Origin of the sequence: Amycolatopsis azurea DSM 43854, from assembly GCF_001995215.1 — a bacterium.
Lineage (GTDB): Bacteria > Actinomycetota > Actinomycetes > Mycobacteriales > Pseudonocardiaceae > Amycolatopsis > Amycolatopsis azurea.
The window spans coordinates 1-23,168 of record NZ_MUXN01000045.1 but is presented as its reverse complement, the minus strand read 5'-3'; the positions used below and the strand labels follow the sequence as shown (position 1 = coordinate 23,168).

Here is a 23,168-nt window from a genome sequence, read left to right as displayed (position 1 = left end):
AGATCCACACCTTCGCTTCATCCCCCATGCGGTCCGATCACCCCACGGGCACCCACTCCCACCTGCGAAGACACGCCACTCCTAACCCGCGGGCACGTCCTCAAACCCGCACTTTCCGGGGTCACCCACAGGTGCACCACGACGGTTGCCATGATCACCGGCCCGGCCGACGGTGGCCTTCTCAGCAGCATCGTTCGAAAGGAGCCAGGACCGATGGCGAAGACCATGCAGCCGCAGGAACTCATCGACAGTGCCGTGGTCGACCCGACCGGCACGAAGCTCGGCAAGGTCGGCACCGTCTACCTCGCCGACGCGACGCATCAGCCGGAGTGGATCACGGTCAAGACGGGCCTGTTCGGTTCCAAGGAGAGTTTCGTCCCGCTCTCGGGCGCGCACGCGGACCAGGACGGCGTGCACGTCCGCGTCGACAAGGACGCCGTGTCCGAAGCGCCCCGCATCGAGGCCGACGGCCACCTGTCCCAAGAGGAAAGCGCACGGCTGTACCGGCATTACGGGCTGCCGATGCCGCGGACGTCGCCGGACGGCCGGATGGACGACCGGGCGCAGGGTCGAGGCACCCAGGGCAAGGGCACCGGCCGAGGCGACACCGGCCGCGGCAAGGCCGGGATGGACGCGGGCACCGGAAAGTCCGGCCAGGACACCGAGCACACCATGACGCGCTCCGAGGAACGGCTGAACGTCGGCACCGAGCAGGTCGAGACCGGTCACGTTCGGCTGCGCAAGTACGTCGTCACCGAGGAGCAGCAGGTCACCGTGCCGGTCAGCCACGAGGAGGTGCGCATCGAACGGGAACCGATCACCGGTGCCTCCGGCGGGAAGGCCGAGATCGCCGAGGACGAGCAGGAAGTCGTGCTCCACGCAGAGAAACCTGTGGTGAGCAAGGAAACCGTCGCGGTCGAACGGGCGAGGCTCAAGACCGAGACCGTCACCGAGGACCAGACGGTCTCCGGCAAGGTCCGCAAGGAGCAATTCGAGGTCACGGACGACGAGGGCAAGCACCGCAAGTCCTGACCCCGGAGCGGGGGCGGCTCGCGTGACGGGCCGCCCCCGGGTTCAGCGCGTACGCACGCGCGCGGCCGCGACCACGAAGCCCGTGGCCACCGCGCCCGCGACCGAGCAGCCGACGCCGAACAGCACAGCGGGCTCGTGCACTCGCAGCGCCGAGACGCACAGCCACACCGTCGCGCCGAACAGCAGGCCGAGCACCGGCCCGCCGACGAGCGCGCCCCGCCAGCGGTGACCGTTGCGGAGCGTCCGCAGCCCCGATTCCAGGTACGCCAAGGCGAACAGCGCCAGGATCAGGCTGCCCGCGCCGAGCGCGCTGGCGAGCGGATGCTGCCGCGTGACGACGGTGAAGGACTGGGGAACGCCGTCCGTCGTCACCGTCGCGGTGACGGCTCCCCCGACGATCCACCGGGTGAGCCCGGGGAACCGGACGTCGGCGCGGAAGCCGTCGCCGTCGGCCTTCGGTACCGCCGAGGCCGAACCGAGCGGGATGCCCGCCGCCGCGAGGTCGAAGGTCAGCCGCCCCGGGTTTCCCGGACCGGTCACCGCGAACGTCTTGCTGAGGTCCACGGTCGCCGACGAGGCGGCGGCACCGTCGATCGTCAGCGCCGTGGCCTCGTGCGACAGCCTGTCCGGGGTGATCAGCACCAGCACCACGAGCGCGATCGCGGCGAGCGCCGCGGCGAGCCGGAACCAGAGCACCGCCCCGGAACCGCCATCGGCCCGGGGCTCGGGTTCGAACGCCGCGCGGGTCGCCGACAGCGTCGGATCCGGGGCAGGGCGGCGTACCGGTCGGGTCGGACCGTCCCCGGCCGGGACGGGCGCGGTCGGACCGGGTACGGCGGCCGGGGTGCTGAGCGCGGAAATCACCCGCGGGGTGAGATGCCGGACCGGGACGCGGGAGCGTTCCAGCCAGCCTTGCCCGTAGACGGCGGTGGCGGCCGAGGCGAGATCGGCCGCGAAGGTCTCCGCGTCCCGGTACCGGGCGTCGAGCTCGCGCGCGAGGCCGCGCATGATCACCACGGCGATCGGCGCGGGCACGCCGTCGATCGGACGCGGATCGGTGAACATGTGCTGGCGCATCATGCTGATCGCGCCCCGCGTGTTGTCGAACGGCAGCTTCCCGGACAGCAGTTCGTAGAGCACCGTCCCCGCCGAGTAGACGTCGGCCGCCGGGCTCAGCGCGTTGCCCATCGCCTGCTCCGGCGCGATGTAGGCGGGTGTGCCGAGGACTTCGCCGCCGTGCGTGACGAGAGTGGCGCCCTCGCTGATCACCTTCGCGATGCCGAAGTCGGCCACCTTCATCACGCCTTGCGTGGTGAGAAGCAGGTTCTTCGGTTTGACGTCCAGGTGCAGCACGCCGGCTTCGTGCGCCGCGTGGAGCCCGGCGAGCATCGCCAGCCCGATCGCGCAGGCCTGCTCGGCGCTGACTCCCCCGCTCTGGAAGCGGCTGTGCACGGTGCCGCCGTCGAGGCGTTCCATCACCAGCAGGTGCTCGCGGCCGGTGCGCACGTAGTCGTACACCGGCACGATGTGCGGGTGGTCGAGGCTGGCCAGCACCCGCGCTTCGCGGTCGAACAGTTCGCTGCTGACGGCGTGGTTCAGCACGTCCCACGGCAGCTGTTTGATGGCGACGTCACGACGCAGCGAGCGGTGGACGCCCGCGAAGACGACCCCCATCCCGCCCTGGCCGATCGCGGCCCCGATCTCGTACTGCGGCAGCGCCGCGACGACCTCGGCGGGTGCGCTCATCGGTTGAATTCCCTGGTGGTGTCGGAAAAGCGGACCGTCTCGTCGCTGGCGGGCCCGGGCGCCGGATGCGGTGTCAGGTAGCCGAGCAGGAACGCGATGACGGCGGCGCCGAGCACCACCGGGATCTCGATCGCCGGTTCCGGCGGGACGAGCCGCAGCACCGACAACGAGACGACGGCGACGAGCCCGGTGCCGAATCCGGCGGGCAGGAAACGCAGGCCGCGGCGCCAGCGGTTGGCGGGCAGGCGATGGCGGGCGAGCGCGAGCAGCGCGGTCAGCCACGCCAGCACCGTGAGCACGAGCATCGCGAGCCCGAAGCCGCCGTAGACGGACCAGAAGGACCCGCGGATGTCGGCGACCGTGGTCGCCTCGCCGAGCGTGCCGCGCTGCGCGTCCAGCAGTTCCACCGTGGACGGCAGCAGCCCGATCGCCTGGCCGGAGAGGTCGGCCATGTCCAGCACGAAGGTCCTGGTGACCCGGCTGTGCGCGGGCACCTCGAACGGCGCCGTGGTGTCGTAGGCGAAGAACGTGAGGGCGAGCGCGACGCCGGACACCCGCACGCTGCGAACCCTGACCGACGTCCCGCCACTGTTGGTCGCCGTGACGGTCAGTTCGATCTGCTTCGCCGGATCGATCATCACCGTGGCGTTGGTGATGGGCTGGTCGTCGAGGGTGACCGAGAGATCCAGTCCGCCACTGTCCGCAGTGGCCGGTGGCGAGCCCAAGAGGACAGCGCACAGACCCAACGCAACCCCTGCCGCGATGACACGTCCCATTTTGCGCATCCCCTGTTTTCCTCAGCCGACTGGTCCGGAATGCTACAGCGAGTACTTACCGGAGAGGGACGTCCCAATGCGTATCGTGGTTCGCCTGATATTCGGCGCCGTGACCGGCTTGTTGTTCCTGCTTTCCCTTCCTGGAGCGGGAAACGCGCAACAGTCCCCGTATCAGTCGACGGTTGGTTTGAAACCTTCGAGCGGGCCCGCCGGGAGTTCCTTCACCATTTCCTGGAATTTCTCCCCGTGCAAAGGGCCGATTTCTTTCACCTGGGAAGGCGCGGCCATCACGTCGGTCAGCGCCCCGAGTGGACAGGTGGGGGCGACGGTCCCGGGCAATGCGACACCCGGTGGCCACACCGTGTCGGGCACCTGCACGAACGCGCGGACCGGCCTGCCGCTGACCGGGAGCGCGGTGTACAGCGTGACCGGGACGGTGACCACGGCGCCCCCGACGACGAAGGTGCCTCCGACGACGAAGCCGACCGTCCCGGTGACCACTCCGACCACCCCGACCAGACCGGGGACGACCACCACGCCGACCACCTCGGTCACCACGACGCCCCCGTCCACGACGACACCACCGTCCACAACGGACACTCCCCCGCCGTCGACGGACGTCCCGTCGACGAGCAGCACCCCGCCGAAGGCGAACGATCTGCTCCTCGACAGGTCGAGCGTGCATCCCGGCGAGAGACTGTCCGCGACCGGCAAGGGCTGCATGCCCGGCGAGCCCGTCAACCTGACTTCGAACGGTGACAAAGTCGGCCACGCCTACGCCGACGGCACCGGGGCCTTCACCACGGCCGTCGAGTTCACGCGGATCGAGGCCGGCAGGCACACCGTCGTCGCGGACTGCGGCGTGCGGCTGACCGGCACCGTCGACCAGGTCGTGACCAGCTCGTCCGGCGGGCACAGCGGAACCCTCGTGGTGCTGGTGTTCTTCGTGCTGGCCGGGATCACCGCGATCCGCTTCCCCTGAGGCCGGCGGGGTCAGCGGGGGAGCTTCACCACGGTGACGAAGAAGTTGTCGATCTGCCGCACCACGTCGATGAAGCGGTCGAAGTCGACCGGTTTGGTGACGTAGGCGTTGGCGTGGAGGTCGTAGCTGCGGAGGATGTCCTCTTCGGCTTCGGACGTGGTGAGCACGACGACGGGGATGCTGCGCAGCTCCGGCGACGCCTTGACCTCGCTGAGCACCTCGCGGCCGTCCTTGCGGGGCAGGTTCAGGTCGAGCAGGATCAGCCCCGGCCGTTCCGCGTCCTCGTACGGCGCTTCGCGGCGCAGGAACTGCAAAGCCTGCTCGCCGTCGGAGACGACCGAAAGGGTGTTGCGGATCTTGTGGTGCTCGAACGCCTCCTGCGTCATGAGGACGTCGCCGGGGTCGTCCTCGACCAGCAGGATGTGGATCGGTTCCAGGGAGTCGTTCATGCTCGTTCGTTTCCTTCGCTGGAGTTCTGGGCTACGGGCAGGGTGAAGCGGAACCGGGTCCCGGTCGTGACACCGGTGTCCAGCCAGATCTTCCCGCCGTGGTGCTCGACGATCTTGCGGCACAGCGCCAGCCCGATCCCGGTACCCGGGTAGTCGCCGCGGCCGTGCAGGCGTTGGAAGATCACGAAGATCCGCTCGGCGTACTCGTCGCTGATGCCGATCCCGTTGTCGGTGACGGAGAATCGCCAGTCCGCGCCGTCGCGTTCGGCGGAGACCTCGATCTCCGGCGGCTCCTCCCCGCGGAACTTGATCGCGTTGCCGACCAGGTTCTGGAAGACGGCCGTCAGGAGGGACTTCTCCCCCAGCACCGCGGGAAGTTCCCCGTGCGTGACCCGGGCACCGGACTCGGTGACCGCGTCTTCGAGATTGCCGAGCGCGGTGTCGAGCAGGTCCCCGGTCTCCAGCAGGACGTTCTCCCCCGGACGGCGTCCGACGCGGGAGAAGGCGAGCAGATCGTTGATCAGCGCCTGCATCCGTTTCGCGCCGTCGACGGCGAACCCGATGTACTGGTCCCCGCGCTCGTCCAGTTTCCCCTGGTACCGCTTCTGGAGCAGCTGGCAGAAGCTGGCCACCTTGCGCAGCGGCTCCTGCAGGTCGTGCGAGGCGACGTAGGCGAACTGCTCCAGATCCGAGTTCGACCGCTCCAGCTCGCGGGTCCGGACGGCGATCGTCTCCTGCGCCCGCTCCAGATCCGTGACCTCGGCGATGATCCGCGACCGCAGCGATTCCACATCGGACGCCAGTTCGCGCATCTCCTGGGGACCCGAGCCGCGGACCTCGCGGTGGATGTCGGTCGTGGCGACGTCGCGGACCTCGGTGGCCAGCCGCCGGATCGGCTTGATCAGTTTCCGGTGCAGGACGAGGAAGACCAGCGCCAGCGCGCCGCAGAGCAGGACCGCGATCACGATGAGCATCGCGCGCAGGACGTCGGCGGAGGACGACAGGTCTTCCCGCGCGTCCAGCCGTTCCGTCTCCAGGCGGTTCTGCAGCACGCTCAGCGAACCGCGGACCTCGTCGAAGAGCGGTTTGCTCGCGTCCACCTGCGCGCCGGTGGCGGGAGCGCCGGCGAGCACGGGTTCGATGACCGTCCGGCGCCAGATCGCCGCGGCGCCGAGCACGCGGTCCAGGTCGTCGCCGATGGCGGTACCCGGGGTGGCGCCGAGCCGTCGCAATTGGGCGACCGCGGCGTCCTGCGCCTGCAACCCGTCCTGGTAGGGCTCCAGGAACTCGCGCCGCCCCGCCAGGATGTAGCCGCGGACGCCGGTCTCCTGGTTCAGCATCGCCGTCGAGAGCGAGGTGGACTGCAGCACCTGCGGCCCGGTGACGTCCAGCAGCCTGGCGCGCGAATCGGTGAGGTTCGTCAGGGCCAGCGACCCGGCCACGATCGCGCCGCCGAGCAGCAGGGTGGCGATCACCCCGGACAACGCGGCCCAGCGGCTGATCGACCAGACGGGCTTCATCGAGGCGGCTCCCCGGAATCGAACGTGAGCAGGGCCAGCGCGACGTCGTCGTCCAGCGGCCCGCCGTGCAGGACGTCCATCTCGCTGATGAGCTGGTCGAGCGCGGCGGCGGAACCGCCCTCGGTGGTCAGGCTGCTCAGCGCGGCGTCGGCCATCCGTTCGAGCCCGACCCGTTCCCCGCTGCCCTCGACGCGCCCTTCGAACAGGCCGTCGGTGTACAGCAGCAGCGACCATCGCGGCCCCATCGGCACCGTCAATTCCCGCCATCCGGTGCCCGGTGCGACGCCCAGCGGCGGACCGAGGTTCTCCCTGGACAGCAGCCTGCCACCCGAGTCGTCGACCAGCAGCGGCTGCGGATGACCGGCCAGGCTCATCCGCAGCGACCGGCGGTCCGGGGCGACGGTGATCATGCAGACGGTGGCGAACAGCGGGCCCAGCGCCTCGTGCTGGAGCATCTTTTCCACCATCGCCAGCGTTTCCGCCATCGGCAGTCCGGCGAGCACCACCGAACGCCACGCGATCCGCAGCGCGACACCGAGCGCCGCCTCGTCCGGGCCGTGCCCGCAGACGTCCCCGATGACCAGCTGGAGGGTGCCGTCGGGGAGTTCGACGGCGTCGTAGAAGTCGCCGCCCAGCAGCGCCCCGTTCCGGCCGGGCCGGTACCGCACCGCGAGCCCGAGCCGGGGATCGGTGACCAGCGGTGTCGGCAGCAGGCCGCGTTCGAGGCGCGCGTTCTCCCTGGCCAGCAACTGATGCTGGAGCAGCTGCTGCTCGACGCGTTCGGCGCGGCTGCGTTCCCAGGAATAGCGCAGGGTCCGCGCCAGCAGCTGGCCGTCGACGTGGTGTTTGACCAGGTAGTCCTGCGCGCCGGCACCGAGCGCGGAGACCCCGAGCGCCTCGTCCTCGCGGCCGGTCAGGACGATCACCGCCGTCGACGGCGCGTGCTGCCGCAGCCGGGTCAGCCCCGTCAGACCGGTCGCGTCCGGCAGCTGGAGGTCGAGGAGCACGCAGTCGGCCGTGATCGGCCGCGCGAGGACCTGTTCGAGTGTCGTCGCCCTGTCGAGCACGACCCGTTCGAGGCTCTCGGCCGCGTCCGCGAGCATTTCCTCGACCAGGAGCGCGTCGCCGTCGTCGTCCTCGATCAGCAGGACGTGCAGGCGATCCAGCTGAGGTGAGGGTCTACGAGGTGGGGACTGCTCGCCGTGACGCACGGCGTTGGACACGGACAGCCACCTTTCCTCACCGGTTCACCGGCGCGCGAACAGAAGACGGCTGTCTTCTCAACCACCGGGAGAGTACCGGTCGTACCGGACACGCCGCCGGTTCGGACACCCCGACACGCCACCGTCCGGGTCACGGCGGCGGCCGGGGCGGCCGCATCGCCGCGAAGACCAGGAGCAGCGCGCCGAGGAAGAGCGCGGTCACGGCGAGGTCGATCAGGAAGCCGACGACGAGTCCGGTGATCATCGCTCACTCCTGTGCGGTCCTGGCGGCTTCGCGACGGCGCGCGTACAGGCTGGTGAACGAGACCGCGACGAGGACGGCGATGATCACGCCCAGCGAGATCGGCGTCGGGACCTGCGGCACGGCGGGCCAGATCCCGTGTGCCCAGTGCAGGACCAGCTTCACCCCGATGAACGCGAGGATGATCGCGAGACCGTGGTTCAGGTGGATCAGCTTCGCCAGCGCGGAGTGGAGCACGAAGTACAGGGCGCGCAGGCCGAGCAAGGCGAAGGCGTTGGTGGCGAACACGAGGTACGGGTCTTCGGTGATGCCGTAGACGGCGGGCACCGAATCGACCGCGAACACCACGTCGGTGGCGAAGACCGCGACGACCACGACGGCCAGCGGGGTGAGCGCGCGGCGCCCGTGTTCGCGCACGGTCAGCCGGGTACCGCGGTAGTCGTCGGTGACCGGCATCAGCCGTCGCAGGAACCGGACCGATCGCAACTGGGAGAGGTCCTTTTCGGTGTCGTCCTTCGACAGGGCCTCACGCAGGATCTTGACCGCCGACGCGAACAGGATCAGGCCGAAGACGAGGAACGCCCAGGTGCCCGCCGACAGCATCGCGGCCCCGGCCGCGATGAAGACGCCGCGCAGCACCAGCGCGCCCACGATGCCGTACAGCAGCACGCGTTGCTGCACGGCCGCCGGGACCGCGAAGGCGGCGAGCAGCAGCATGAAGACGAACAGGTTGTCCACCGACAGGGACTTCTCGACGACGAACCCCGTCATGAACTCGACGGCCTGGCCACCGCCGAATTCGAGCCACAACCAGAGCCCGAACACCACCGGGAGCGCGAGGTAGAAGACCGACCAGCCGGCGGCCTCCCGCATCGACACCTCGTGCGGTTTGCGGGTGACGGCGAAATCTGCGACCAGCAGGGCCAGCAGGACGGCGATACTGATCGCCCACAAACCCGGCGATCCCACGGATCCGGACATGGAGCCTCCTCGAACTCGAAGTTCGAGGTCTCCTTCACCCCTGCGGGGCGGCCTCCCGGGGACACTTGCGGAGTGTCCGTACTGACCGGGCAGACCCTTGGGAAGTACTCCCCTCGTCGGACCAGTATCGCACTCGGTAAAGAGTTATTAAAGAGTGGGTCAAGCGGGCCCCTCCCTGAGCACGCCGCGGACCGCGTCGACCGACAGGTCGTCCCACGGAAATTCGGCCATCCACCAGGTCGCCCCCGCCTTCGCGTACGGGTCGAGATCCGTGCCCGCGGGGACGCCGATGGCGAAGTCGTACGGCTTCTCGGCGTCCTCGCGCAGCGCGGTGATCGTCTCGACCGTCTTCGCGAACTCGTCCGCGTGAGGCAGGTTCACCGGAAAGAAGCCGTCGTACCGCGCCGCCCGGCGCATCGGCTTCACCTTCCCGGGGAAGCCCGCGAGCCATACGGGAACCGGATGCGCGGGACGAGGCAGGAAGGTGATGTCGTCGACCGTGTAGTGCTCGCCGTGGTGCCGCACGGGCTCGCCGGACCAGGCGGCGGTGAGGATCTCCAGCGACTCGTCCAGCATCTCGCCGCGTTTGCGGTCGTCCTGTTCGTCGCCGGTCTTCGAGAACTCCCCGCCGAAGCGGTCACTGCCGAGCCCGGCGCCGAGAATCAGCCTCCCGCCGCTCAACCGGTCCAAAGTGGCCGTCTCGCGGGCGAGCTTGACCGGACGCCGTCGCGCCAGCGGCGTGACCATCGGGCCGAAGACGAGCTTCTCCGTGGCCGAGGCGACGGCGGCGAGCGTGATCCACGGGTCGGCGATGGCGCGCACCGGCTCGTCCCAGCGGACGTGGTCCCAGACGAACAGGCCGTGCCAGCCCGCCTCTTCGGCCTCCGCGGCCAGACGCGCGATGATCACCGGGTCGGACAACTCGTCGAAGATCGGCAGCCAGAGTGCCGAGCGCAGATTCATGCCCGAGACCGTACGACGCCGCACCGACAGTTGTGGCCGTTTCGCGGGCGAGCGTGCGGTGTCACTCACAGTGAAGGGTGTGGATTTCTGCGCGTCCAACGCACCAAATCCACACAGTCAGTGGCACGTCAGCTTTGCCTTACCCTCAGTAACCCGAATCGCCACTTACGCCCCCTGGACCGACGCCGACCGTCCGTAGCCCACCGTCCGTGAAGCGGCGATCGCGCGGCGAGTCGCGAGCCGACGCCAGCCGCAACCAGTCACCTGCTTGCGGTTTGACACGGGGACTAGAGTTCAACCAGACGGTTGAATACACTGCGGAAGAGAACCCGATGACCGACCTGACGATCACGCGTCTCCTCGCCGCGCCCCGCGAGCTCGCCTTCCGGGTCTGGACGGATCCGGACCATCTCGCCCGCTGGTGGGGTCCGGCCGGGTTCAGCTCCAGGTCCTGCACGGTCAACCTCACCGAAGGCGGCCGCTGGCGCATCTGCATCAGCGACGGCGAGACCGACCTGTGGGCCTCGGGCGTCTACCACGAGATCGTCCCGCCGGAACGGCTCGTCTTCAGCTTCGCCTGGGAGGAACCGGAAGGCGCGCGAGGGCACGACACGCTCGTCACGGTCCTTCTCTCCGACCACGACGGCAAAACCGAGATGTCGTTCCACCAGGCCATCTTCGAGACCGTGGCGGACCGCGACGGCCACGTCGAGGGCTGGCAGTCCTGCTTCGGCCGTCTCACCACCTATCTCACGCGAGAACAGCGCTAGCCCACCTGCCGAAGGACTTCGCACGCCCGCGCCACGCCGTCCTCCTCGCGCAACCGCGCGCCGACGTACTGCGCCCCGCGACGGAACAGGAGGTTGCCGGACAGCTCCAGCAGCCGTGCGGTCAAGGCGTCCGCGGTCAGCTCCCGCAACGGCAGCGGACGCGGTCCGGCACCGAGACGGAACACCCGCTCGCCCCAGTACGGCTGGTCGGAGAAGACCGGGCAGACCAGTGCCGGGACGCCCGCGCGCAACGCGGCCGCGGTCGTGCCCGCGCCGCCGTGATGCACCACCGCCGCCGTACGCGGAAAGAGCCACTCGTGCGGGACGTCTCGAATCGTCAGCAGATCATCGTCGTCGGAGCCGGTATCGGTGGCGAGCAGGCCGCGCAGCCCCACCCGGCGCAACGCAGTGCGGACCGCGGCGAACGTCCGCTCCGCCTCCGACGGCCGCATGCTGCCGAAACCGACGTACACCGGAGGCGGTCCCGAGGCGAGGAAGTCCCGCAGGCGCGGATCCGGCCGCCACGCGGCGGGCGCGTCGAGGAACCAGTACCCGGTGACGTGGATCCTGTCCGGCCAATCCTCCGGCCGGGGCACCACGGCGTCGGAGAACCCGCACAGCACCGGGGTTTCCGTTCGGCAGGGTCCGCGCCATCCGGCGGCCGGGAGACCGAGTTCCGCACCCCGCCACCGGTTCACCTCGGGCCGCAGCACCTGCCACGCGACGGCGTCGACGGCGTGAAAGCTCAGCCGTCGTCCGCATGGCCCTGCCTTGGCCGCCCACGGCAGCAGCGGATGCGCGAACCTCCTTGTCGGCACGCTGGGCTGATAGTGCAGCTCGACGTCGGGCACGCCGAGCGACGCGCCCAGGTGCGCGCCGAGGAAACCCAGCGTCGGCGCGAGCACGAGGTCCGCCCCCGACGCTCCTTTGTGGACATCGGCCAGCAGCCGCTCCAGCACCGGGGTCAGCGCACCTCGCAGCCCGCGCAGGAACGTCGCGGGATTGCGTCCGCCCTCGGTCCATTCACGGCCGCCGTCCGAGCCGAGGATCTCGCCGGGATCCGCCGACAGCGGCGCGAACTCCAGACCGTGCCCGGTCACCAGGGTCCGGAATCGCTCGGCCGCCAGCACCCGGACCCGGTCACCGTCGAGGCCACGCCCGAGAGCGATGCACGGCTGGACGTCGCCCCGCGAGCCCGGAGCGACGATCACGACGAGCCGGGTCACCGCTTCGCCGCCGTCAACCGGTAGCGGAGGCGGAACGGCAGGTTCGCCAGCACCGCCGCGATCCGCGCGTCCCGGCCGACCAGGTAGCGCGGCGCGACACGGCGGGCCGTCAGCGCGTGGACGACGACCCGGGCCGCCCGCTCGGGTGGTACGCCGTTCCGCGCGGACCGCTCCGCGCTGCGTTCGGCCTCGTCCAATTGCGCCGCATACCTTTCCCGAGCGGCTTCCGGCAAGGCGGCACGCACCTCTTCGGCGGCGGCGCGGGCGCGCGGCCAGATCGAGGTGGCGACCGCGCCCGGCTCGACGAGGACGACGTCGATCCCGGACGGCGCCAGTTCGGCGCGCAGGCTGTCGGTCAAGCCGACCAGGGCGAACTTCGACGTGTGATACGGCCCGACCATCGGCCCGGCGATGCGCCCGCCCATCGACCCGACCGTCACCACCCTGGCGGCGGGCTCGGCTCGCAACGCGGGCAGCATCGCCTGCGTGACGGCGAGCTGACCGGTGACATTGACCTCCAGCTGCTGCCGGAAATCCTCGAGCGGGACGTGTTCCAGTGGTCCGGGCCGGGCCATCCCGGCGTTGTTCACCAGACCCCGCACCGGCCCCGCCGCCGCGACCTTCTCACCGCACGCCGCGATCGACGCCGCGTCCCGGAGATCCATCCGCAGGACGGTGACCGCTTCGCCGTGGACGCGGGCGAGTTCCGTTTCGTCCGCGTCGGTGCGCACACTGGCCCAGACGTGCGCGCCCCGCCGGACGAGTTCGGTCACGCAGGCCCGGCCGATCCCGCTCGACGCGCCGGTGACCACAAAGGACGGACGGGTCACGACGCCTCCCCCGTCTTCACCGGCGCCGAGAGGGCGCGCAGCATCCGCGGCCAGGTCTTGTGCAGCTGGTCCTGCCAGTACGCCCAGTGGTGCGTGCCGGGTCCGTAGAAGTCGGTCATGACAGGGACGCCGAGCCGGTTCAGCCGATCCGCCATCGCGGTGGTCTGGCCGGAGCACAGGAATTCGAGCAGCATCGCCCCGGGCAGCACGTCGATCGGGAGCTTCCCGTCGAACGGCCCCGGCAGGCCGTTGCCCGTCGACAGGTACAGCTCGGTGCCACGCAGGCGGTCGGCGTTCACCAGCGGGTCGTGCGCGTCCCAGCGGGAGGCCTCGCGTCGCCGGTCACCCCACAGCGCCTCGGGATCCTGCCGGGCCGACGCCACGATCGCACTGGTCAGCAGCTCGCCGTACGGGCCGGTGGGGTTGAGGTTGCCGCTGAACGATCCGGCGAACCGGAACACCCCGGGCCTTCGGGCGGCCAGTTCCACCGCGCCGTACCCGCCGAGCGAGAGCCCGGCCGCCACCCGCCGTCCGTCACCGCGATAGCCGCGATCGATCAGTTGCGGGATTTCGACCGCGGTGAAGGTCTCCCATTGGTTCAGGACGACGTTCTTGCCGTAATTCCACCAGTCGGAAAAGAACCCCGCCGAACCGGAACCCGGCATCACCACCAGGACGCCGGCGTCGTCGGCCAGTTTCCGGATGTCGGTGTTGGCGGTCCAGCCGCGATAGTCCTGGAGCCGGGTTTCTCCGGCGAGCAGGTACACGGCCGGCCACTTCCGGTCCGGTTCGGCGCTCCACCGTGACGGCAGGATCAGCCGCACCATCGCGTAGCTCCCGACGCCGACCGAGCGCACGGTGAGGTCCAGCGTCCGCGGGTCACCGTCCACAGTGGTCTGGGCGACGACGTGCGAACCGTCGTCGGCGCGGGCGTCCGGGACACCGCTCTCGGCCCGCGCCGGTGCGACGGCGACGCTCGGCAGCAAGCACGCCACGGCGGCCAGCACCGCGACGGCCCGCGGCCGCCTTGAAGTAATGCGCATACGTAATCCTTTGTCCCGGTCGTTCGACAGAATTCGAAAATGTGACGGCGATTACCCGCAAAAGGAATCCGAAGGTGCCGACACGTTAGGCGGAAGAAGCCCCTCCAGGCAATTGTCCTGTCCACAATCCGGGAGGACAATATGAATGCCAGGGAAACAAGAAAACCATCGACCTCCCCCATCAGGGTGACCCGTCACTCACGGAGCGTGAACGACACTGGCACGGCTGTACCAGACTGCCGCACGCACCTGCGAAAAGTCCGGAAGCAGCAGGTCACGCCTAGTACACGAAGGACATTTACGTTCTCTTGATGCCTTCCGGTATTCGATTTCCCGTCGTAGCCTTCGTCGTGCCGCCCGGGTTCGGCATCCCCTGAAGCGACCCCGGTGCCTGCGTCCCACCGAAGGGACCGTGACCCCCTCAGGACCCTTCCGAAAGGGCTATTCATGACTGCCCGAATTCGTGCTCTCGTCATCTCCATCGCCGCGTTGGCCACCATTTCCGGCGTGCCAGGAGAATCGATCCAGGCGGCCGCAGCGCCGCCTGCTCCCGCCGTTCCACCCGCCGCGTTACTCCCTCCCGAGACCGTCCCGCACGCGTCCGCGCGCGACGGTTTCGACCTGACCTCGGCACTGTCGGCGCGGTCCGGCCGGGACCGGGCGGAAAGCCGGGTCGACGTCGGCGGCTGCGAGGACGTCGTCCACGGCAGGCTGGTCGGCGACGACGCCGCCGGTCAGGGTTTCCAGTCCGCCGTACCCGGCGGCCAGGTGTCCGAGCTGGTCGCCCGCCTGACGAACCCGCCCGATCTGGCGGCCTGGGCCGCGCAGGCCGGGCGGTGCTCGAAGGTGACGGTCGACGACGCGGCCGGTACCGCGTTGTCGACCGTCACCGTCCACCCCACACCCGTCGTCCCGGGCGCGAAAACCCTTTCCTACCAACAACTCCTGACGCTTCCCGGACAGCCCCCCGAGCTGCCGGGACTGCGCCTGCGCACCGTCGCCATCGCCGCCGACGACGTCTTGGTCGTGCTTCGTGACGCCGGGACGACCGGCCTCGACCTCGACGCTCTCGCCGTCGCCGCCTGGCACCACGCCGCCGGACCGCTCGGCCGCTGAACCCGCACCACCCCCGCCGACCCCGAGGAGACGTCATGTCCCTGGCCCCCGAAAACCTGCCCGCCACGGCCGGCCCTACCCTCCCCGCCTGCCTCCGGCATTGGGCCGACACCGACGGCGACCGGCCCGCGCTGACCTTCGCCGACTTCGCGACCGACCGCGCCGGACGGCGGCGGACCCTGACCTGGAAGCAGCTCCGGGAGCGCGTCGACGCCGTCGCGGGGGCGCTGCCCGTCCGGCCCGGCGACCGGGTGGCCGTGCTGTGCCCGCAGAGCGCCGACTACGTGGTCGCCTTCCTCGGTGCGATCACCGCCGGCGCGATCGCCGTGCCACTGTTCGATCCCGGGCTGCCGGGGCACGCCGGACGGCTCGCCGCGGTGCTGACCGACTGCTCCCCCAGCGCGGTGATCACCACCTCCGCGGCCGAGGACGCGGTCCGCGAATTCCTCGCCGGGCTGCCCGGCGGCGAGCGTGTCGCCGTCATCGCGGCCGACAGGCCGTCCGAAGGCCCGGCCCGCGCGTGGCCCGCGCCGGATCCGGTGCCGGACGACGTGGCCTACCTCCAGTACACCTCCGGTTCGACCCGCAGCCCGGCCGGCGTGGTGCTGACCCACGCGAACGTGCTGGCCAACGTCCGCCAGGCGGTTCAGGGCCTCGGCATGGACCCCGCCAAGGGAACCACGGTGTCGTGGCTGCCGCTGTTCCACGACATGGGTCTCGTGCTCGGCCTGATCACGCCGCTGGCGACGGGCATGCGGTCGGTGCTGATGGATCCGCTGGCGTTCATCGAACGTCCGCTGCGCTGGCTGGAGCTGCTCGGCGACTTCAACGGAAGCTGGAGCGCCGCCCCGAACTTCGCGTTCCACTACGCCGCGAGCCGGGTGCGTGAGGAGGACCGCGCCAAGCTCCGCCTCGACCGCGTCGCCGCGATCGTCAACGGCGCGGAACCGATCAACGCGGGCGTCCTCGACCGGTTCCACACCGCCTTCGCCGATTCCGGCTACCTGCCGGAGAAGACGCGCCCCGCGTACGGGCTCGCCGAGGCGACCGTCTTCGTCACCACCGGCCCCGGTGTTCCGCCGCGCGTCACCACGTTCGACCGCGCCGCGCTGGGAACCGGCACCGCACGACAGGCGGACGACGGGCTCCGGCTGGTCGCCTGCGGTGTCCCGGTCGGGCAGCACGTCGCGCTGGTCGACCCGGAAACCGGTGTCGCGCTGGAAGACGGCTCGGTCGGCGAGATCTGGGTCCACGGGCCGAACGTCGGCACCGGCTACTGGCAGAAACCTTTGGAGAGCACCGAGACCTTCGGCGCCCGGCTGACCGGCGCCCACGACGGGCTCCCGGATGGGCCCTGGCTGCGGACCGGGGACCTCGGCGTCCGGTACGACGGCGAGGTCTACATCGCGGGCCGGATCAAGGATCTGCTCATCGTCGACGGCCGCAACCACTACCCGCAGGACGTCGAAGCGACGGCGGCCGCGGCCGACCGCGACATCCGTCCGGGCAGTGTCGCCGCGTTCGCCGTCGAGGGCGCGGACACCGAAGCGGCGGTCATCGTCGCCGAACACCGTGGTCACACCGCCCTGACCACGGAAGACGAACGAGCCCTCGCCGTGTCGATCCGGCGGCTGGTCTCCGACGCGCACGGCCTCGCGCTGCGCGACGTCGTGCTCGTCCCGGCGGGTCTGGTCCCCCGGACCTCCAGCGGCAAGATCGCGCGCGGCGCCTGCCGCGACCGTTACCTCGCCGGCGATTACGGAAAGGCCTTGGTGCGATGAGAAACCCGACGTTCGACACCCCTGCCCTCCGCAGCTGGCTGCTCGACACGGTCGCCGAGCACACCGGCGTGGAGGCGGCCCGGCTCGAAGCCGACCGACCCCTCAGCGACTACGGCCTGTCCTCCCGTCAGGCCGTCGGTATCGCCGCCGATCTCGAAGACCTGCTCGGCACCCCGCTCCCGGCCACCCTGCTGTGGGAAAGCCCGACCATCGACCACCTCGCCCGCTCCCTCACCGGCGGCACCGAACCCGAACCCGAGCCGACGGGCACGGACCGGCGCCGGACCGACCCGATCGCCGTCGTCGGCCTCGGCTGCCGCTGGCCGGGGGCGAACGGCCTCGACGAGTTCTGGGACCTGCTGCGCAGCGGACGGGACGCCGTCCGGACCGCGCCGCCGGGCCGATGGGACGCCGACGCGGCACCGATCGTCGGCGGCTTCCTCGACGACGTGGCCGGTTTCGACGCCGACCACTTCGGCATCACCCCGCGTGAAGCGTCCACAATGGACCCGCAACAGCGGATGCTGCTGGAGATCACCTGGGCGGCGCTGGAACACGCCGGGATCGCCCCGGCTTCCCTGCGCGGCAGCCGGACCGGTGTGTTCACCGGGATCTCCACGCACGACTACGGGCACCTCACGATGTCCGGTGGTGGCGTCGATCTCTGGACGGCCACCGGCGCGGCCGGGAGCATCTCGGCCAATCGGCTGTCCTACGTCTACGACCTGCGCGGACCGAGTATGGCGGTGGACACCGCGTGCTCGTCGTCGCTGGTCGCGGTGCACCACGCGGTCCGCGCGCTGCGTGACGGCGAGGCGGATCTCGCGCTGGCCGGCGGCGTGAACCTCATGCTGCTGCCCGGTCCGACCGCCGCGTTCGCCGCGGCGGGCCTGCTCGCCGGGGACGGCCGGTGCAAGACGTTCGCCGCGGGCGCCGACGGCATCGCGCGTGCCGAGGGCTGCGGTGTCGTCGTGCTCAAACGGCTGGCGGACGCCGAGTACGACGGTGACCGGGTACTGGCGGTGATCCGCTCCACCGCGGTCAACTCCGACGGCCGGTCACAGGGCATGGCGGCGCCGAATCCCGTCGCGCAGCAGGACATGCTTCGCACGGCGTACCACGGCGCGCGACTCGATCCGTCCACTGTGGACTACGTCGAGGCGCACGGGACCGGCACGCTGCTCGGCGACCCGATCGAGGCTCGCTCACTCGGCGCGGTCCTCGGCAAGGACCGCCCGGCCGACGCCCCGCTGCTGATCGGTTCGGTGAAGACGAACATCGCGCACGCGGAGGCGGCCGCGGGGATCGCCGGGCTGATCAAGGTCGTGCTCGCGATGTCCCGTGACGAACTGCCGCCCCAGCTGCACTTCTCCGCGCCCAATCCGCACATCCCGTTCGACGACCTGCGCCTGAAGGTGGTGACGGAACCGACGCCGTGGCCACGCCGGTCCGGCCGCGCCACGGCCGGGGTGTCCGCGTTCGGTTTCGGCGGGACCAACGCGCACGTCGTCCTCGAACAGGCGCCGGCACCGGAACCGGGCGCGGATCGCGCGGGCGTCCGGATCGGGCTGCTGTCGGCCCGCACTCGCGACAGGCTCGCCGAACGCGCGGCGCAGCTGGCGGACTGGCTGGAATCCACGCCGCCACTTTCCCTCGCCGACGTCACCCACACGCTCTCCCGGCGCGACAACGGCGGGCCGCGTCGCGCCGCCGTCGTCGCCGGGGACACCGCCGAACTGGCCGTACTACTGCGTGCCGTCGGCGCCGAGGCCGATCCGCTGCCCGCGGGCGCGGTCACCGGCACCGCGCTGAGCAGCGACGGTCCGGTGTTCGTGTTCTCCGGGCACGGTTCCCAGTGGCCGGGGATGGGTCGCGGGCTGCTGGCCGCCGAACCGGCCTTCGCCGCCCAGGTCGACAAGCTCCACGACCTGTTCACCGAGCACACCGGCCGATCGCTGCGCGCCTTGCTGCTCACCGAGGATCCCTTGTCCCTGCCCGAAACCCAGACGGCGATCTTCGGGACGCAGGTCGCGCTGGCCGCCCAGTGGGAGGCGCTCGGCGTCCGGCCCGCGGCCGTCGTCGGGCACTCCCTCGGCTCCGCCGCGGCCGCCGTCGTGAGCGGCGTGCTCACTCCCGACGAGGCCGTCCACCTGGTCGCGACCCGGGCCCGGCTCCTGGGCACCATCGGGCCGGGCGGCGCGATGGCGGCGGTGGAACTGGCGCCGGAGGAACTGGAGCTGTACCCGGACATCGAACTCGCCGTCGAATCCGCGCCGGGCCAGCTGACCGTGGCCGGGGACGCGACCGTCCTCGACCTGCTCGTCGCGGAGCTGGAGGCCGCCGGGCTGACCGCGCGGCGCCTGCCCGTCGAGGTCGCCGGGCACTCCGCCCGCGTCGACCCGGTCCTGCCCGCGCTCCGGGAGGCGCTCGTCGAATTGGGCGGCCGCCGTCCGACGGTGCCCTGGTACGACACGGTGCTGACCGATCCGCGGGAGCTGCCGGACTTCGACGCCGGGTATTGGGCCGCGCATCTGCGCCGTCCTGTCCGGTTCCGGCAGGCCGTGGTGGCCGCCGCCGCGGACGGGCACCGGGTGTTCCTCGAGGTGTCACCGCATCCGATCCTGCGGGGTTCGGTGGCGCGAACCCTGGCGGCCGAGGGGATCGACGACGCCGTCGTCACCGGGACGCTGCGCCGTGGTCAGGACGAGGTCCGCGCACTGGGCGCCGCCGCGGCCGAGCTGTACTGCGCGGGGACCCGGATCACCACCGCCGACCCGGACGACGGCGCCCGGCTGGTCGACGTCCCGCCGATGCCGTGGCGGCACGAACGCCACTGGTACACCGCCGCCGAGGAGCCGCCGTCGTTCGCGGCGCGGACCACGGAACCAGAGCCCGTGCGCGGTGGTGATGGCGGCAGTGGCGGCGGCGATCGGCTGACCGAGATCGTCGCCGCCGTCATGGGGCTGCGTCCCGACCGCATCGACGCCGACGTCCCGCTCGTCGAACTCGGGCTGGATTCCCTGATGGCGAACCGGATCCGGGAGGCCGTCCGCCGGGAGTTCGGCACCGAACCCGACGCCGTCAGCGTGCTCCGGGGCGCCACCCTCGCCGACCTGAGCCGCGATCTCGCGCCACGCGACGACGAGGATCCGCGTCCCGCCCGCGGTCGCGCCTGGGACGCGGCCGACCGTCTGGTGCTGCGGCTGTGGCAGGAGCACACCGGAACGGACGCGGGCGGCACTCATGTCCGGCTGAGCGAGAGCGACACCCCCGATCGGTTGGCCGAGCTGCTCGCCGAAGGACTCAGCACCGAACTCGACACGCCCGTCGACGCCGCCGAGCTCCGGCGGCACGACTCCCTCGCGGCCATCGCCGACGTCGCCCGCGCCGTCCTCGACACGCGGGAGGAACGAGGGCCGGTCCACGTCCTCGCGCCCGGCTCGGAGGGGGTCGCGCCGCTGCTGCTGTTCCATCCCGGCGGCAGCACCTGCACCGTGTACCGGCCGCTGCTGGACCGGCTGCCCACCGCGGTCCCGTGCGTCGGGTTCGAACGCGTTCCCGGCGTCAGCATCGAAGAACGGGTCGAGCAGCTCCTGCCGTTGGTGCGGGCACAGCGCCGCGACCGGCCGTACCGGCTGGCGGGCTGGTCGTTCGGCGGTGCGCTGGCCTACGGCGTCGCCGCGAGGCTCGCCGACGAAGGCGAGGAGGTCGAGTTCGTCGCGCTGATCGACACCATGCTCCCGCTCCCGGAGCCCGACCTCGACCCGCGCGCCTCCTCCGCTCGGCGGTTCCTACGGTTCACCGGCTACGTCGAAGGGACCTACGGCCGCGAGGTGCGGCTCGGCCACGAGGAACTGGCTCCGCTGCCCGAGGAGGAACAGATCGAGCTGACCATGCGACGGGTCGCCGAAGCCGGTTTGCTCAGCCCCGGTGTGCTCCGGCACCAGCGTCAGTCCTTTTTGGACACCCTGGCGGCCGAACGTGCCACGCCCCGCCGTTACGACGGCCGGGTCGTGCTCTACCGGGCCGTCGAGCAGTACGCGGCCGGACTGGCGATGGAGCCGAGGTACTCACGCACGGATCTCGCGGCGGGCTGGGCGGAGTTGTGCCCGGAGCTGGAGATCGTGCCGGTCGAGGCACACCACCTGTCGGTGGTCGACCCGCCGCACGTCGATGTCGTGGCGCGGCATCTGGCGGCACTCCTGTGACCACGGCCCGGGCCGAGCGAGCGGTCGACCGCGCCTGGCCGCTCTTGGCGGTACTCGGCGCCGGGCTCTTCCTCGTCGCGGTCGACGCGACCGTGCTGCACGTCGCGCTGCCCGACCTCGTCCGACAGTTGCGGCCGGACGCGGTGGCACAGGTGTGGATCGTGGCGATCTACCCGCTGACCGCCGCGCCGCTGCTGCTGCCGTTCGGCACCCTCGGCGACCGGTACGGACGGCGACGTGTGCTGGTCACCGGGTACGTGGTGTTCGGGATCGCGTCGCTGGGCTGCGCGTTCGCGCCGAACGTGCCGGTGCTGCTGGGTTCCCGCGCGGTACTCGGCTGCGGTGGCGCGATGATCATGCCGGTCACGATGTCGCTGCTCCGGGAGCTCTTCCCGGAGCAGCGGCAGCGCCGCACGGCGATCGCGGTGTGCAGCGGGATCGCCGGGACCGGGTCGGTGTTCGGGCCGATCCTCGGCGGGGTGCTCGTCGAGACGTGGGGCTGGCGGGCGACGTTCCTGCTGAACCCGCCGGTGATCGTGGCGGCGGTGGTGCTGGCGCTGCGATGGCTGCCCCGGACTCCACCGGGACGACGGTCGTGGGACGCGCTCAGCGCCGTCCTCTCCGCAGGCGGTGTCCTCGGGATCGCGTTCGCCATCGGGCACCCCGGATCCTGGCCGCCCGCCGTCGTTTCGGGCCTGCTCGGCTGTGTCCTCATCGGACTGTTCGTGCGCCGTCAGCGCCGGACCGATCCGCCGCTGCTGGATCTCGCCCTGTTCCGGCTGCCCGGAGTGCGGGCCGCGGTGGGCGGCGTCCTGCTGGTGATGAGCACGCTGGTCGGGCTCGGGCTGTTGTTCGCCCAGTACCTCCAGGTGGTGCTCGGCCTTTCCCCGACGGAGGCGGCGGCCCGGCTCCTGCTGGTGCTGGGCGCGTCGGCCGTCGGCAGCGTGGTGACCCCTTCACTGCTGGGACGGTTCGGCAACGCGCGGATCCGCCGGGCCGGATTCGCGGTGGCGGCGGTGTCCTTGCTGGTCCCGGCCGCCGGATCGGCCGCGCTGACGTCGCCGGTACTGCTGGGCGCCGGCCTGACAGGGCTGGGCCTCGGGATGGCGCTCGCCCTCACGTCGAGTACCGACACCCTGCTTTCGGCGACCTCAGCCGACCAGGCGGGCGGCGCCGCCGCGGTGGAGAAGACGGGCTACGAGCTGGGCGCCGGTTTCGGGACGACGGTGTTCGGTTCCCTGGCGGCGGTGGTGTACGCCGGGCATCTGGCCATCCCGGCCGGGGTGCCCGAGACGGCTCGGCAGCTCGCTCTCTCCGGCCCGGCTCAAGCGGAGACGGCGGCCTCGGGACTCCCGTCGCAAGTAGCCGGCGAATTGCTCGACGCCGCCCGAGCCGCCTGCACGACGGGCTTGCAGGTGTCGGCGGCCGTCGCTTGTGGGTTGTTCCTCGTGGCCATGTTCTTCTCCGGAGTCCCCCGGCAACGCGTCGGCTGACCTTGCACGAAGCAGCACGCTCGCCGCACCTACTGGTGAAATACGACGTAGGGGAGGGAGTGGTGATGTTCGGTGAACGAGTACTCGGACTTCGACGAGTTCTTCAAGCACGACTTCGCACCATTGGTGGGGTTCCTGTGCAAAGCAGGCTTCGATCTCGAAACCGCGAAGGACGCCGCCGCGGATTCGATGGTCCACGCCTTGGAACGCTGGAGCACTATCGACCACCCGCGAGCCTGGGTGCGCAAGGCCGCGCACCGGATCGCCCGAGCACAGGTTCAGCGAACGGAAGAGGGTGTCCGGCGCGCGGTCAAAGGCGACTGGTCCCAGTCTCTCGACCGGGAAACCGAGCGATTGATCTCCCTTCTCGATGAGACGGCATGGGTCGCGGATCTGGTGAACCAGCTACCCGAGCGACAACGTGACGTCATCGTTTGGGCGCTCGACGGGTTCTCTCCCGCGCAGATCGCGGACCACCTCGGACTGCCGGGCACGACGGTCCGGTCCAACCTGCGCCACGCGCGCAAACGGCTCGAACATCTTTATCGGAAGCAAAGACCGGCGCACGGCCTGACCGAAGGAGGCGGCGACAGTGACTGACACCCGCGACCTGCCGGCCTGGCTGTCCCAAGCCAACGATGCCTTCAACGACTCTCTCGGCCGCGAATTGGATCTCGACAAGACGCTGGAACAGGTCAAGAGCCGCGCGCGGATCCGTGAGGTGGTCCCGGCGAGCCGGCCGATCTCCGTCCCCCATGCCTCGGACGAGCCGGTCGCCGCTGCTGTTG

The 23,168-nt window shown here is 70.9% G+C and carries 20 protein-coding genes; 9 read left to right on the top strand and 11 right to left on the bottom strand.

The features are described from left to right. Positions 1-213 precede the first annotated feature (213 nt). Complete coding sequence (locus B0293_RS42415) at positions 214-1,032, top strand: DUF2382 domain-containing protein (RefSeq protein ID WP_039918900.1); 819 nt, start codon at positions 214-216, stop codon at positions 1,030-1,032. Positions 1,033-1,074: 42 nt separating this feature from the next. Here B0293_RS42415 and B0293_RS42410 read toward each other — a convergent pair whose 3' ends face one another. The 3 genes from B0293_RS42410 to B0293_RS42400 all read right to left on the bottom strand — a co-directional run bounded on the left by B0293_RS42410 (position 1,075) and on the right by B0293_RS42400 (position 4,277). Beyond that, positions 1,075-2,778 (bottom strand): serine/threonine-protein kinase, encoded by a 1,704-nt coding sequence (locus B0293_RS42410; protein WP_005160662.1) that lies wholly within the window; start codon positions 2,776-2,778, stop codon positions 1,075-1,077. Next, entirely contained in the window at positions 2,775-3,554 is a 780-nt protein-coding gene (locus B0293_RS42405; protein ID WP_052014509.1) for a hypothetical protein, read from the bottom strand. The genes B0293_RS42410 and B0293_RS42405 overlap by 4 nt, the downstream gene beginning before the upstream one ends. A gap of 171 nt (positions 3,555-3,725) precedes the next feature. Continuing rightward, entirely contained in the window at positions 3,726-4,277 is a 552-nt protein-coding gene (locus B0293_RS42400) for a hypothetical protein (RefSeq protein ID WP_005160658.1), read from the bottom strand. On the opposite strand from B0293_RS42400, the gene B0293_RS42395 reads away from it, so the two are divergent. Further along, on the top strand, positions 4,276-4,536 hold the full coding sequence (locus B0293_RS42395; protein WP_005160656.1) for a hypothetical protein: 261 nt from the start codon (positions 4,276-4,278) through the stop codon (positions 4,534-4,536). The two genes, B0293_RS42400 and B0293_RS42395, sit on opposite strands and share 2 nt — an antisense overlap. A gap of 11 nt (positions 4,537-4,547) precedes the next feature. Here the strand turns inward: B0293_RS42395 and B0293_RS42390 are convergent, their stop codons facing one another. The 5 genes from B0293_RS42390 to B0293_RS42370 form a co-directional block, all read right to left on the bottom strand. After that, positions 4,548-4,985: a response regulator gene (locus tag B0293_RS42390; RefSeq protein ID WP_005160654.1), complete on the bottom strand. Its 438-nt coding sequence runs from the start codon at positions 4,983-4,985 to the stop codon at positions 4,548-4,550. Further along, a complete protein-coding gene (locus B0293_RS42385; protein WP_005160652.1) occupies positions 4,982-6,505 on the bottom strand; it encodes a sensor histidine kinase in 1,524 nt (507 codons plus the stop codon). The genes B0293_RS42390 and B0293_RS42385 overlap by 4 nt, the downstream gene beginning before the upstream one ends. Further along, positions 6,502-7,728 carry a PP2C family protein-serine/threonine phosphatase gene (locus tag B0293_RS42380; protein WP_005160650.1) on the bottom strand — a complete coding sequence of 409 codons (1,227 nt, stop codon included), beginning with the start codon at positions 7,726-7,728 and terminating at the stop codon, positions 6,502-6,504. Before B0293_RS42380 ends, B0293_RS42385 begins: the two co-directional genes overlap by 4 nt. A gap of 247 nt (positions 7,729-7,975) precedes the next feature. Next, positions 7,976-8,950 carry a TerC/Alx family metal homeostasis membrane protein gene (locus tag B0293_RS42375; RefSeq protein ID WP_005160646.1) on the bottom strand — a complete coding sequence of 325 codons (975 nt, stop codon included), beginning with the start codon at positions 8,948-8,950 and terminating at the stop codon, positions 7,976-7,978. Positions 8,951-9,109: 159 nt separating this feature from the next. Continuing rightward, positions 9,110-9,913, bottom strand: coding sequence for an LLM class flavin-dependent oxidoreductase (locus B0293_RS42370; protein WP_005160638.1), 804 nt, complete (start codon positions 9,911-9,913; stop codon positions 9,110-9,112). Between the two features lie 332 nt (positions 9,914-10,245). Between B0293_RS42370 and B0293_RS42365 the strand changes: the two genes are divergently transcribed. Further along, on the top strand, positions 10,246-10,683 hold the full coding sequence (locus B0293_RS42365) for an SRPBCC family protein (RefSeq protein WP_005160632.1): 438 nt from the start codon (positions 10,246-10,248) through the stop codon (positions 10,681-10,683). Here B0293_RS42365 and B0293_RS42360 read toward each other — a convergent pair. The 3 genes from B0293_RS42360 to B0293_RS42350 are packed head-to-tail and all read right to left on the bottom strand — an operon-like array spanning position 10,680 to position 13,782. Then, positions 10,680-11,909, bottom strand: coding sequence for a glycosyltransferase (locus B0293_RS42360; protein WP_005160630.1), 1,230 nt, complete (start codon positions 11,907-11,909; stop codon positions 10,680-10,682). The two genes, B0293_RS42365 and B0293_RS42360, sit on opposite strands and share 4 nt — an antisense overlap. After that, a complete protein-coding gene (locus B0293_RS42355; protein WP_005160627.1) occupies positions 11,906-12,739 on the bottom strand; it encodes an SDR family NAD(P)-dependent oxidoreductase in 834 nt (277 codons plus the stop codon). Before B0293_RS42355 ends, B0293_RS42360 begins: the two co-directional genes overlap by 4 nt. Next, entirely contained in the window at positions 12,736-13,782 is a 1,047-nt protein-coding gene (locus B0293_RS42350; RefSeq protein ID WP_005160624.1) for an alpha/beta hydrolase, read from the bottom strand. Before B0293_RS42350 ends, B0293_RS42355 begins: the two co-directional genes overlap by 4 nt. A gap of 447 nt (positions 13,783-14,229) precedes the next feature. On the opposite strand from B0293_RS42350, the gene B0293_RS42345 reads away from it, so the two are divergent. From B0293_RS42345 to B0293_RS42320, 6 genes are all read left to right on the top strand, one after another. Further along, complete coding sequence (locus B0293_RS42345) at positions 14,230-14,898, top strand: hypothetical protein (RefSeq protein WP_005160621.1); 669 nt, start codon at positions 14,230-14,232, stop codon at positions 14,896-14,898. Positions 14,899-14,933: 35 nt separating this feature from the next. After that, positions 14,934-16,679 (top strand): fatty acyl-AMP ligase, encoded by a 1,746-nt coding sequence (locus tag B0293_RS42340; protein ID WP_005160619.1) that lies wholly within the window; start codon positions 14,934-14,936, stop codon positions 16,677-16,679. Further along, positions 16,676-20,887 carry a type I polyketide synthase gene (locus B0293_RS42335; RefSeq protein ID WP_005160618.1) on the top strand — a complete coding sequence of 1,404 codons (4,212 nt, stop codon included), beginning with the start codon at positions 16,676-16,678 and terminating at the stop codon, positions 20,885-20,887. Before B0293_RS42340 ends, B0293_RS42335 begins: the two co-directional genes overlap by 4 nt. Further along, entirely contained in the window at positions 20,884-22,380 is a 1,497-nt protein-coding gene (locus B0293_RS42330) for an MFS transporter (protein WP_005160616.1), read from the top strand. The genes B0293_RS42335 and B0293_RS42330 overlap by 4 nt, the downstream gene beginning before the upstream one ends. Before the next feature lie 72 nt (positions 22,381-22,452). Beyond that, the gene (locus B0293_RS42325) at positions 22,453-22,980 is read left to right on the top strand and encodes an RNA polymerase sigma factor (RefSeq protein WP_005160614.1); all 528 of its coding nucleotides are present in this window, start codon (positions 22,453-22,455) and stop codon (positions 22,978-22,980) included. Further along, positions 22,973-23,168 (top strand): hypothetical protein (locus B0293_RS42320; RefSeq protein WP_143254781.1); only part of this gene is annotated, 196 nt, incomplete at its 3' end. The genes B0293_RS42325 and B0293_RS42320, both read left to right, overlap by 8 nt.